General features: G+C 72.4%; 11 protein-coding genes. 1 reads left to right on the top strand and 10 read right to left on the bottom strand.

Going from position 1 to position 12007, the window contains the following annotated elements; genetic code table 11:
- Positions 1-63: 63 nt before the first annotated feature.
- The 6 genes from EKO23_RS25415 to mftD all read right to left on the bottom strand — a co-directional run bounded on the left by EKO23_RS25415 (position 64) and on the right by mftD (position 6418).
- Complete coding sequence (locus EKO23_RS25415) at positions 64-456, bottom strand: cyclic nucleotide-binding domain-containing protein (RefSeq protein ID WP_167880553.1); 393 nt, start codon at positions 454-456, stop codon at positions 64-66.
- Positions 457-882: 426 nt separating this feature from the next.
- Positions 883-1557, bottom strand: coding sequence for a MadR family response regulator transcription factor (locus tag EKO23_RS18970; RefSeq protein ID WP_134719695.1), 675 nt, complete (start codon positions 1555-1557; stop codon positions 883-885).
- On the bottom strand, positions 1545-3002 hold the full coding sequence (locus EKO23_RS18965; RefSeq protein ID WP_134719694.1) for a MadS family sensor histidine kinase: 1458 nt from the start codon (positions 3000-3002) through the stop codon (positions 1545-1547). Before EKO23_RS18965 ends, EKO23_RS18970 begins: the two co-directional genes overlap by 13 nt.
- Before the next feature lie 34 nt (positions 3003-3036).
- Complete coding sequence (locus tag EKO23_RS18960; RefSeq protein WP_134719693.1) at positions 3037-4245, bottom strand: iron-containing alcohol dehydrogenase; 1209 nt, start codon at positions 4243-4245, stop codon at positions 3037-3039.
- A 199-nt stretch (positions 4246-4444) separates the two neighbouring features.
- Positions 4445-5230, bottom strand: a complete 786-nt coding sequence (locus EKO23_RS18955) for a mycofactocin-coupled SDR family oxidoreductase (RefSeq protein WP_134719692.1) — start codon at positions 5228-5230, stop codon at positions 4445-4447.
- A 3-nt stretch (positions 5231-5233) separates the two neighbouring features.
- A complete protein-coding gene (mftD, locus tag EKO23_RS18950; protein WP_134719691.1) occupies positions 5234-6418 on the bottom strand; it encodes a pre-mycofactocin synthase MftD in 1185 nt (394 codons plus the stop codon).
- 165 nt (positions 6419-6583) lie between these two features.
- Between mftD and EKO23_RS18945 the strand changes: the two genes are divergently transcribed.
- On the top strand, positions 6584-7201 hold the full coding sequence (locus EKO23_RS18945) for an alpha-ketoglutarate-dependent dioxygenase AlkB (protein WP_134719690.1): 618 nt from the start codon (positions 6584-6586) through the stop codon (positions 7199-7201).
- Between the two features lie 123 nt (positions 7202-7324).
- Here the strand turns inward: EKO23_RS18945 and EKO23_RS18940 are convergent, their stop codons facing one another.
- From EKO23_RS18940 to EKO23_RS18925, 4 genes are read right to left on the bottom strand one after another with little or no spacing between them, the layout of a single operon-like run.
- The gene (locus EKO23_RS18940) at positions 7325-8119 is read right to left on the bottom strand and encodes an SRPBCC family protein (RefSeq protein WP_134719689.1); all 795 of its coding nucleotides are present in this window, start codon (positions 8117-8119) and stop codon (positions 7325-7327) included.
- A 4-nt stretch (positions 8120-8123) separates the two neighbouring features.
- On the bottom strand, positions 8124-8978 hold the full coding sequence (locus EKO23_RS18935) for an FAD binding domain-containing protein (RefSeq protein ID WP_134719688.1): 855 nt from the start codon (positions 8976-8978) through the stop codon (positions 8124-8126).
- Positions 8975-11425, bottom strand: coding sequence for a xanthine dehydrogenase family protein molybdopterin-binding subunit (locus tag EKO23_RS18930; protein WP_134719687.1), 2451 nt, complete (start codon positions 11423-11425; stop codon positions 8975-8977). Before EKO23_RS18930 ends, EKO23_RS18935 begins: the two co-directional genes overlap by 4 nt.
- Positions 11422-11886, bottom strand: a complete 465-nt coding sequence (locus EKO23_RS18925; protein WP_134719686.1) for a (2Fe-2S)-binding protein — start codon at positions 11884-11886, stop codon at positions 11422-11424. The genes EKO23_RS18930 and EKO23_RS18925 overlap by 4 nt, the downstream gene beginning before the upstream one ends.
- Positions 11887-12007 lie beyond the last annotated feature (121 nt).

Raw genomic sequence — 12007 nt, 5'->3', positions numbered from 1 at the left:
CAGCGGCCACGTCTTGCCCGCCCAGCGGCCAGGTCTTGCCCGCCCAGCGGCCAGGTCCTGCGGTCAGGTGCCCTTGCGGCGGAACTGCGCCATGGTCCGCGCGTGCGCCGCGAACTCCGGCAGCTCGGTGGCCAGCTCGTCGAAGTCGCCGACCGACATCGTGAGCAGCCGCATCGGGGTGGCCGCGACCACGTTCGCCGTACGCCGTCCGTGCTCGACCACGCCGATCTCGCCGAATGTGCTGCCCGGCCCGAGCGAGCGGACCTCCACGCCGTCGACGGTGACCGCCGCGACGCCCTCGCGGACCACGAACAGGTGGTAGGCGAAGTCCCCCTGCCGGGCGATCACCGTGCCCAGGTCGACGTCGACCTCCTGCAGGCGCTCGGCCGCGAGCTCACGCTGCCGGTCGGTGAGGTTCCTGAAGAGCGGTATCGACCGCAGTTCGTCCGTCAGCATCGGTGTCTCCCTCCGGATCTCACAGTGGGGCACCCGGGTGGGCTCGTCAACGGCGCCGTACCGCTGCAATTGCGGCCGTAGGGCAGGACGGGGTGGCTGCCGACCTGTCATGGGACTGCAATTGCCGCCGTATGACATGGCGCGAGCCCGAAAACGTGTCGTACGGCTGCAATTGCGGGCTCTCGACATGCGCTCGCCGCCCTGACTCGGCGATTCGCACGTCCTGGTCGAGGTCCGGCCCTCGGCACCACCAGAACGTGCGACATGCGCGAGGCCGGGCCGCAACGTCATGCGTCCCGGCCGCCCGGACAGCCGCCCGGACAGCCACCTCGCATGACCTCCCGCGCAGCCTCATACGTCCGGGCTGCCTGGGCGACCACCGCGGATGACGTCCGACGCGACGTCGTACGTCGCGGGGGTGGGGTCTCAGATGACGCCCATCTTCGACGCCTCGTAGACCGCCTCGGCCCGGCTGGAGACGTCGAGCTTGCGCAGGATGTTGCCCACGTGGAACTTCGCGGTGGTCTCGGAGATGTAGAGCCGGGCGCCGATCTCGCGGTTGGACAGGCCACGGGCCAGCAGGCTGAGCACCTCGCACTCGCGGGCGGTCAGGGTGCGGTTCTCCTCGGGCGGCGGGGCGTTGAGGCCGCGCACCATCGCGGCGGCCGACCGGGCGTCGAAGGCGCTCTCGCCGCGGGCCACGTCGCGGATCGCGCGGATCAGGCCGGAGGTGTCGACGTCCTTGACGACGTACCCGCGAGCACCGGCCCGGATCGCCTGCAGCACCAGCTGCTCGTCGAGGAACGTGGTCAGCACCAGCACGCCGACGTCGGGGTGACCTGCGGTGATCTCGGCGCACAGGTCGAGGCCCTCGGTGTCGGAGGACGTCGACAGCTTGAGGTCGAGCAGCACGATCCGCGGCCGGGCCCGGCCGATCACGGTCAGCGCCTCGGTAGCCGTCGACGCCTCGGCGACCACACGTAGGTCGCGCTCGCGTTCCAGGATCGACCGCAGGCCCTGGCGGACGATCGCGTGGTCGTCGACCAGCATGATGTCGACGGTGCCGCTCTGGGCGTCGCGGCTGGGGCTCAGCGTGGCCATGGGTCCTCCTGGGTGTCGTCGCCGGACCTGTCGTCCCGGTCGTCACCGGGCGTGCCGACCAGCCCGGAGATCACGCCGGGACGGTCGGTGGGGGTCAGCGGGAGCGGGATCCGCATCTCGACACGTACGCCGCCGAGCCGGGCCCGCCGGAACACGATGCCGCCGCCGAGGTCGACGATCCGGGTCTCGATGTTCGCCAGCCCGCGATGCCGCCCGTCGGCGGACCGGCCCCGCTCGAGCCGCAGGAGCCGGCTCAGCTCGACCGGGTCGCCGTGCCCGTCGTCGGCGACCGCAGCCAGCAGCTCGTCGGCCCGGTAGCGCAGGCGTACGACGGCGCGCGTCGCCCGCGCGTGGGTGGCGACGTTGAACAGCGCCTCGCCGACCGCGCGCGCGATCTCGTGGTCCGCGTCGGTGGTCAGCGGGACGACGTCGCCCTCCACCCGGACCTGCACCTGCAGCTGCGGCCGATGGTGCTCGGCCACCTCGTGCAGCAGCTCGGGCAGGGTCGAGACGGTGTCGCGGTGCGACTGGTGCAGCGCGTAGATCGCCCGCCGCAGCTGCTCGACGGCGTCCTGGCTGAGCTGCTTGGCCGTACCGAGCCGCTCGAGGATCGTGGTGCCGTCGGCACCGAGCTCCTCGGCCTCGCCGCGGGCGACCTCGACGGCCATGCCGGCGGAGAGGACGTACTGAGTGACCGAGTCGTGCAGCTCGCGCGCGATCCGGTGCCGCTCGGTGTCGATCAGCTCGCGCTGGTGGGCCAGCACCAGTCGTTGCTCGGCCTGCCGGAGCTCCTGGGTGCGCTGCTCGAGGTCGCGGGCCTGGGCGGTGGCCTCGTCGTACAGCCTCTGCGCCCGGCGGTGCAGGGCGACGCCGGCCTGGTACTGCTCGCTGGTGTGCAGGCTGACCGCGGCCTGGTTGGCGAGGATCCGCAGCACCGACAGGTCGCCGGGCTCGGGCGCGGCGTCGAGGCCGTGCAGCCCGACCAGGCTGCCGATCTGGCGGCCCTCGAGGGTCATCGGCACCCGCACCCAGGGACCGTCGTCGTCGCTGCGGGTGGCGTGCCCGGCCCGGATCGCGCCGAGCTCGCGGCGTACGAGCGGTGCCAGGCCGGCATCGTCGTCGGTCACCACCCCGTCCGGGCCGACCGCGAGGAACCGGGGCCGGGCCCCGCGGAGGTGGCCGTCGGAGAGCGCGAGGATCGTCCACGACGCGTCGAGGTGGGCGGCGGCCGCGCGGGCCACCTCCTCCAGCAGTCCACGCGGTCCCTCGACGGTGCGGACCAGGGCGCGGGAGATCGAGTCCATCGCCCGGACCGCGCGCTGCATGCGCTCGTCGGAGCGGACGTAGGCGCGGTAGTAGGACCGCTTGCCGGACCGGACGCCGGTCAGGGTCGCGAGGTCGGGCGCGGCGTGGCCCGGCGGTCCGGGCGCCGGTCCGGGTGCCATGCCGGCTGCACTGTCGGGGGCGCTCATCGCCGCCTCAGAGAGCTTCCCGGAACAGATTCTCGACGTCCGACTCCGTGGCCGAGCGCGGGTTCGTGGTGAGGCACGCGTCGTCGAGCGTGGTGTGCGCCAGGCGCGGGATGTCGGCCTCGCTCACGCCCAGCTCGCGCAGGCCCTTCGGGACGCCGACGTCGTCGGCGAGGCGGCGTACGTGCGCGGCGAGGAGCTCGGCGGCCTCGTCGCCGGGCATCCCGTCGACGTGCAGCCCGGCGGACCTCGCGAGGTCGACGAACCGGTCGGGGGTGGCCCGGGCGTTGTAGCGGATCACGTGCGGCAGCAGCACGCCGTTGACCACGCCGTGCGGAGCGTCGAGCAGGCCGCCGACCTGGTGGCTCATCGCATGGGTGGCGCCGAGGATCGCGTTGGTGAACGCCAGCCCGGCCTGGAGGCTGGCCTGCGCCATCTTGGTGCGGGCGTACTCCTCGGTCGGGGCGGTCATCGTCGTGCGCAGGTGGTGGCAGACCAGGCCGACCGCGTTGAGCGCGTGGATGTCGGCGAGCGGGTTGTGTGCCAGCGAGACGAACGACTCGATGCCGTGGGTGAGCGCGTCGAGGCCGGTGGCGGCGTTGAGCTGCTCGGGCATCGTCATCAGCAGCCGCGGGTCGGTGATCGAGATGTCCGGCACCAGCGCCCGGCCCATGATCGTGATCTTCACGTGCCGGTCGGTGTCGGTGACGATGCAGAACTGGCTGACGTCGGCACCGGTGCCGGACGTGCTCGGGATCATCAGCAGCGGCGGGATCGGGTGGGTGACCTGGTCGACGCCGGCGTAGTCGAGGATGTCGCCGTCGTTGCCGGACAGGATCGCTACGCCCTTGGCGGCGTCGATGCAGGAACCGCCGCCGATCGCTATCAGGACGTCGGCGTCCATCGCGCGGTAGTGGTCGTACGCCGCCCGGATCTCGTGGTCCTTCGGGTTCGGCGTGACCGCGGACCACAGCACCGGGTCGAGCCGGCTCTCGCGGAGGTGACCGAGCAGCTCGTCGACCCAGCCGGCCTCGATGATCCCCGGGTCGGTGACGATCATGGGACGCCGGGCGCCGAGCCGGGCCGCGGAGAAGCCGGCCTCCCCCAGGGACCCGATGCCGAAGACGACCTCGGGTGCGTGGAACTTGACCAGCCCGGACCCGGCGTCGTCGTGCGGATGGCCGTCCACGACGGGCTCCGCGGGGGCGGCTGTGGCCACGGGACCTCCCTCTGTGATGCCGCCCACAGTACCGCCGTGCGGGGCAGCCGGCGCTGGCCGGACAGGGGGCGGAACCTGCCCGATCGGACAGGTCCGTGCGGGCCCGTTGAGTTGCGCCTCGCTGCGCGGTCAGTGGCGCATCGCTGCGCGGTCAGTGGCGCCTCGCTGCGCGGTCAGTGGCGCCTCGCTGTGGCTCCGTTCAGCCCGCGAACCCCCCGTCCGCGGCGACCACCGACCCGTTGAGCGCCCGCCCCTCGGGCGAGCAGCAGAACGCCACCACCGCGGCCACCTCGTCCGGGTCCAGCGGCTCCCGCAGCAGCTGGGAGCCGGCCAGGTCGGCCGGGGTCACGCCGTACAGGTCGGCGGTGGCGGCCAGCATCGCCGTGTCCGTCGCACCGGGGCTGACCGCGGTCGCGGTGACGCCGGTGCCGACCAGGTCGGCGGCCAGCCCGCGGACCAGGCCGACCACGGCGTGCTTGGCCGCGGAGTACGCCGCCAGGTGGAACAGCCCCCGGCTGCCGGCGGCAGACGCGACCGCCACGAACCGGCCGCGCGACGGGTCGCGGCCGGCCAGCATCCGCGGCACCGTGGCCGCTGCGAGGTGCTGCACGCCGAGAACGTCGACCGCCCACAGGGTCTCGAGGTGGGCGGCCGGGGTCTTCCAGAGCGGCTGCCCGCCGACGACGACGGCCGCCGCCGCGACCGCGACGTCCAGCCGTCCGTACGCCGCGACGGTACGGTCCGCCGCCTCCTCCAGCGCGGCCGGGTCGCGGACGTCGGCGACCACCGTCAGCACGTCGTCGGCGGACTGCCCGTCGAGCTCGGCCCGGCTGGCGAGGTCGTAGCCGACCCCGGGCAGGCCGTGGTCCCCGCCGGTGGCCACGTCGAGGGCGCACACGGCGTACCCCTCCGTGCGGAGCCGGCGCACGGTCGCCGCGCCGATGCCGCGAGCGGCGCCGGTGACGAGCGCGACCGGGCGGTCCACGGCTCAGGCGGAGGCGGGTACGCCGAGCGCCCGGGTGAAGCCGTCCGGCACCAGGACGTCGGCCGGGGTGAGGTCGTGGATCGAGGAGTGACCGAGGCCGAGCAGGGCCGAGTCGATGCCGCCGCGGAGGATGTCGAGCACGTTCTCGACGCCGGCCTGGCCGTTGGCCGCCAGCCCCCACAGGTAGGCCCGGCCGATCAGCACCGCGCGGGCACCGAGCGCGACCGCCTTGACCACGTCGCCGCCCCGGCGGATGCCGCCGTCGAGCAGCACCTCGACGTCGTCGCCGACCGCGTCCGCGATCGCCGGGAGCACCCGGATCGGGGCCGGGGTGCCGTCGAGGTTGTTGCCGCCGTGGTTGGAGACCGAGATCGCGGTGATCCCGGCGTCGCGGGCGGCGATCGCGTCGTCGACCCGGCAGACGCCCTTGAGCATGACCGGGCCGTCCCACTGCTCGCGCAGCCAGGCGACGTCCTCCCAGGACGGGGGCGGGGTCGTCATCCACTCGCCGTACGCACCGAAGAAGGTGGGCGCGTCCGGGCTGCCGGGCGGGACCAGGTTCGGCGTGGTCAGGTCGGGGAGGCCGGTGCGCGCGAAGTCGAGCAGCCAGCGCGGCCGGCGGAGCACCTCGGGCGCGAACCTCGCCATCGCCCTCGCGTCGAGCTTCTCCGGGATCGACGGGCTGCCCCAGTCGCGCCCGTGGGAGAACGACCAGTCGAGCGTGACGATCAGCCCGACCGCGCCGCCCTCACGGGCCCGGGACAGGCGGTCGACCATCTGGTCGCGGCCGCCCATCCAGTACGTCTGGAAGAAGGTCTGCGGGTTCGCCTCGACCACCTGCTCCAGCGGCTTGCTGGCGAACGAGCTGAGTCCCATCGCGATCCCGCGGGCGGCTGCCGCCCGGGCCACGGCGACCTCGCCGTCAGGATGAACCGCCTGGACGCCGGTCGGGGAGATCACCACCGGCATCGAGATGTCCTGCCCCATCACCCGGGTCGCGGTCTCGCGCTTGGTGGACAGGCCGGCCACGTGCGGCGCGAACCCGAGCTCGGCGAACGCGCGCGTGTTGTCGTCGTACGACGTGCCGCGCTCGCTGCCGGCCAGCAGCGCGCCATACACCGACCTGGGCAGCCGCTTCTTCGCGCGCCGCTGCGCCTCGGCGACCGTCTCGAACCATCCAGAGGCCATGGCCGTCTCCTCGTTGCCCGCTGCGTGCGTCTCTCGACCTTGCCCTCGACGCTAGGGGCGGGCCGCGGGGCCGGACACCCTCCGACCGGACGGGCGGGTGGTCCCACCGGACAGGTCCGGCGGGACCTATCGAACAGGTGTTCGATTTCGTGCTACGGTGGTCGGGTGGAGTTCCAGGCCAACCTGTTCGACACGGCGGTCGCCCCGTCGCTGGCGACCCTGGCCGGCGCGCGGCGCACGACGCTGGCCCGCGGCGCCTGGGTGGACGTGCGGCCGAACTGGGTGGTCGGCGCCGACCCGGTGTTCTCCGCGCTGGTCGACGACGTGCCGTGGCGGGCCGAACGCCGGCAGATGTGGGACAACGTGGTCGACGTCCCGCGGCTGGTGCACACCTACGGCGAGGATGAGGCGCTCCCCCACGCGCTGCTCGAGGAGGCCCGGCTGGCCCTGTCGGCGCACTACCTCCCGGAGCTCGGCGAGCCGTTCGTGACCGCAGGCTGCTGCTACTACCGCGACGGCCGTGACTCGGTGGCCTGGCACGGCGACACGTTCGGCCGGGGCCGCCGGGAGGACACCATGGTCGCGATCGTGTCGTTCGGCGACCCGCGCCGGCTGCTGCTCCGCCCGCGGGGTGGCGGCTCCTCGGTCGCGTTCACGCTCGGCCACGGCGACCTGCTGGTGATGGGCGGCTCCTGCCAGCGCACCTGGGAGCACGCCGTACCCAAGACCGCGCACGCCGGCCCCCGCATCTCCGTCCAGTTCCGCCCCCGCAACGTCTTCTGACCCCGCCGAGGTGCCCCTTCTTGCGCGCCGAGGTGCCCGCTCTTGCGGTCACGTGCGCAAGAGGGGGCACCTCGGGCATTGATTCGGGGCACCTCGGCCGACAAGGCCGGGCACCTCGGCGGGCTAGTCGGTGGTGGGGGTGACGGCGGTGGCGGCCTTCTTCCGCTTGCGACGCTTGCGGACCTTGCGGAGGACGAGCAGGACGACGAGGCCGGCGACGATCTGCCGCCAGTAGGACTTGAGCACCACCGGCAGCACCGTGGCACCGAGGTCGAGCGCGTCCTCGCCGGAGGCCGGGGCCGGACCCGGTGCCCGACGTGCTGCGGCCGCCGACGCACCGCCGCCGGAAGCGCCGGCAGCGGGCGCGGCGGCAGCCGTCCCGTTGGACGCGGCGACGCCGCCCGCCGATGCGGGCGCCTCGGCAGCGGCCTCCGGGGCCGCCGCGGCTGCCTCGGGTGCCTCCGCCTCCTCCGGCTGCTCGGTGAACCGCTGCTCGAGGCAGGCCACGAACTGGCCGAGCAGCTTGTCGGAGACGTCCTGCATGACGCCGCGGCCGAACTGCGCCGGCTTGCCGGTGATCGCGAGCTCGGTGGTCACCTCGATGGAGGTGCCCTCATCCACCTCGGTCATCGCCAGCGTGACGTGGGCACCCGCGGTGCCGTTGCCGCGCTTGTCCTTGCCCTTCGCGTCGACGACGAAGCGGTGCGCCGCCGCGTCCTTCTCCACGAAGGTGCCGGACCCGTTGTAGACGAGGGCGATCGGCCCGAGCTTCACCTTGCAGGAGCCCTGGAAGGTGTCCCCGTCGACGGAGGTCACCTGCGCGCCCGGGAAGCACTCCGCGACCGACGCGATGTCGTTGAAGTGCTCCCAGGACTCGTCGACGGACAGCGGGACGGTGAACGAATGGGTGAGGTCCATCCGGTCATCCTCCCGCGGCGGCCAGGACGGCGCGGCGGGTCAGCACGGTGGCGAGATGGCGGCGGTAGTCACGGTCACCGTTGAGGTCCGAGGGCGGGTTGGTGCCCTCGGCCGCGGCCGCCGCAGCCTGGCGTACGGCGTCCTCGGTCGCCGGCTGCCCGACGAGCGCCTGCTCCACCGCGGTCGCCCGCAGCGGCGTCGAGCCCATGTTGGTGAGCCCCACGCGCGCCTCGGAGATGGTGCCGCCGTCCGCCTTCACCGTCGCCGCGACCGCGACGATCGGCCACTGGTGGGCCACCCGCACGAACTTCTCGTAGTGCGCGCCCCAGCCGGTGTGCTTGGGGATCCGCACCTCGGTGAGCAGCTCGCCGTCGCCGATCGCGGTCTCGAAGAGGTCGACGAAGAACTCGTCGGCGCCGACCGTCCGGGTGCCGCCGGTGCCGGCGATCACGAACTGTGCCCCGAGCGCCAGCGCGGGGGCCCCGAGGTCACCGGCCGGGTCGGCGTGCGCGAGCGCGCCGCCGAACGTGCCCCGGTGCCGGATCTGCGCGTCGGCGAGGTGCTCGACCGCCTTGGTGACCAGCGCGGCGTTGTCGTAGACCAGTGAGCTCGCGCCGACCTCGGCGTGCGTGGTGGTCGCGCCGATGACGATCGCGTCGCCGTCGTCGCGGATCCCGCGCAGCGCGTCGATCCGGCCGATGTCGATGACCACCTCCGGCGCGTTCAGCCGCATCCGGAGCACCGGCAGCAGGCTCTGCCCGCCGGCGATCACCTTGGCGTCGTCGCCGCGTTCGGCGAGTGCGGCCAGCGCCTCGTCCACGGACGTGGGCGCCACGTAGTCGAACTGTGCGGGGATCACTGGGCCCCTCCTTCCTGCTCGTCGAAGTGGGGCATGGCGGCACCCGCCGTCGGGTCGTCGCCGCCGGCGCCGACACCCTGGACCGCCTTCCACACCCGCTCGGGCGTGCACGGCATCTGGATGTCGTTGACGCCGAGGTGGCGCACGGCGTCCACGATCGCGTTCACCACGGCCGGCGTCGAGGCGATCGTGCCGGCCTCGCCGACGCCCTTGGTGCCGAGCGTGTTGGTCAGCGACGGCGACGTGGTGTGGTCGATGTCGAAGCTGATCAGGTCAGCAGCGGTCGGCACCAGGTAGTCCACCAGGGAGCCGGACACCAGCGTGCCTGCGTCGTCGTACACCGCCTCCTCGAAGAGCGCCTGCGCGATCCCCTGGGTCACACCGCCGTGCACCTGCCCCGCGACGATGAGCGGGTTGATGATGTTGCCGATGTCGTCGCAGCACACGTACTTCCGCATCCGGACCGCACCGGTCTCGGTGTCCACCTCCATCGCACACAGGTGCGTGCCGTGCGGGAAGTTGAAGTTGATCGGGTCGTACGTCGCCTCGGCGTCGATGTACGGCTCGATCCCCTCGGGGTAGTTGTGCGCTGCGAAGGTCGCCAGGGCGACCTCCTGGATGGTCAGGCCCTGGTCGGTGCCCCGCACGCTGAACCGACCACCCGCGAAGTCGAGGTCGTCGACGCTGGCCTCGAGCAGGTGGGCGGCGATCGGCCTCGCCTTCTCGATCACCCTGTCGGCGGCCTTGACCACGGCCTCGCCTCCGATCACCAGGGAGCGGGACCCGTAGGTGTCCATGCCCTTGTGGGCCACTTGCGTGTCGCCGTGCAGGACCTCGACGTCCTCGAAGGGCACCCCCAATCGATCGGCGACGATCTGGCTGAACGCCGTCTCGTGGCCCTGACCGTGCGGGCTCACCCCGGTGACCAGCTCGACCTTGCCGGTGGCGAGCATCCGCACGCTCGCGTGCTCCCAGCCGCCGGCACCGTAGTCGAGGCTGCCCAGCACCCGGCTGGGCGCCAGACCGCACATCTCGGTGAACGTCGAGACGCCGATCCCGAGCTGCACCCTGTCACCCGACTCGCGACGCTGCTTCTGCTCGGCGCGCAGCTCGTCGTACCCGATCATCTCCTTGGCCCGCTCGGTGGCCGCCTCGTAGTTGCCCGAGTCGTACTCCAGGCCACACACCGTGGTGTAGGGGAACTCGTCGTGCTTGATCCAGTTCCGCTCCCGGATCTCCAGCGGGTCGACGCCGAGCTCGGCGGCGAGCTCGTCCATGATCCGCTCGATGGCGAACGTCGCCTCCGGGCGCCCGGCCCCGCGGTAGGCGTCGGTCCACGTCTTGTTGGTCAGCACCGTCTGGACGCTGAAGTGGTAGGCCTGGAACTTGTAGATGGCATTGAACATGAAGGCGCCGAGCACCGGTGTCCCGCCGCCAAGCAGGGCGTTGTAGGAGCCGAGGTCAGCGAGCAGCTCGACCTTCAGGCCAGTGACGGTGCCGTCCTTCTCGGCAGCCAGCGTGAGCTTCTGCCACTGGTCCCGGCCGTGGTGGCAGGCCACCAGCGACTCCGACCGGGTCTCGGTGTACTTCACCGGCTTGCCGAGCCGGCGGGCCACCGCAAAGGTGATGAACTCCTCCGGTGTGGTCTGGAGCTTGCCACCGAAGCCGCCGCCGACGTCCGGCGCGACCACGCGGATCTTGGACTCCGGCACGCCCGTGGTGGCGGCGAGCGCGAACCGCAGGACGTGCGGGATCTGGGTCGCCGACCACATGGTGATCTGCTCCCCGGTGGGGTCGACCACCGTCGAGCGGGGCTCCATGAATGCCGGGATCAGGCGCTGCTGGCGGTACTCCCGCTCGATCACGATGCCGTCGCTGCGAGCCTTGTCGATGGTCTCCTCGACGTCGCCGCCGGTGCCGGCCTCGCCCGAGTCGAACGTCCACAACGCCGACTTGTTGGTACCGAGGTCGGGGTGCGCCAGCACGGTGTCGGCGGCGGACTCCTTGAGATCGACCGCCGCCGGCAGCTCCTCGTAGTCCACGTCCACGAGCTCGGCCGCGTCGCGAGCCTCCGCCGCCGACCGTGCGACGACCACAGCGACGATCTCACCGGCGAACGTCGCCCGGTCCGACGGCATGGGGAGGTGCGTCGGCGAAACCTGGTCCTTGGTGATCGGCCAGGCGTTGATGATGACGCCCTGGTCGTCCGCGATGTCCGCACCGGTCAGCACGGTCACCACGTTGGCGGATGTCCTCGCGGCCGAGGTGTCGATGGACCTGATCGTCGCGTGGGCGAACGGGCTGCGCACCATGGCCAGGTGCAGCATCCCGGGCAGCGTGATGTTGTCGGTCCAGCGCGTGCGCCCGGTGATCAGCCGCTGGTCCTCCTTGCGTCGGCGGTCACGGCCGATCTCCGCAGTGGCCGCCCGCTCCTCGGTGGCGGTCACGACGCACCTCCTGCCGCGGTCTGCACGGCCTTCACGATGTTGTGGTAGCCGGTGCACCGACAGAGGTTGCCCTCGAGCCCGAGCCGGATCTCCTCCTCCGAGGGGTTCGGGTTGTCGTTGAGCAGGTCGACGGACTGCATGATCATGCCCGGCGTGCAGAAGCCGCACTGGAGGGCGTGGCACTCGTGGAACGCGGCCTGCACCGGGTGCAGCTCGCCGTTGGTGGCGAGACCCTCGATCGTGGTCACCTCCCGGCCGTCGGCCTGGACCGCGAGCACGTTGCAGGACTTCACGCTCTTGCCGTCGAGGTGGACGGTGCAGGCACCGCAGTTGCTGGTGTCGCAGCCGATCACGGTGCCGGTCTTGCCGAGCTTCTCGCGGAGGTACTGCACCAGCAGCATGCGGGGCTCGACGTCGTCGGAGACCGTGTCCCCGTCGACGGTGAGTTGGATCTTGGTCATGGGCACGCAACTCCCTCGGGAGGTCGGATGACTACCTGATGGGGCTGACGCTAGGAGGGCAAGGTTGGCGAAAGGTTGGTCACTTCGTGACCGCCGTCACAGGTCTCGACCATCGCCGCCC

This window comes from Nocardioides guangzhouensis (genome assembly GCF_004519545.1).
Classification (GTDB): Bacteria; Actinomycetota; Actinomycetes; order Propionibacteriales; family Nocardioidaceae; genus Nocardioides; species Nocardioides guangzhouensis.
The sequence above is the reverse complement of the archived record's forward strand: the minus strand, read 5'-3'. Positions and strand labels throughout refer to the sequence as shown.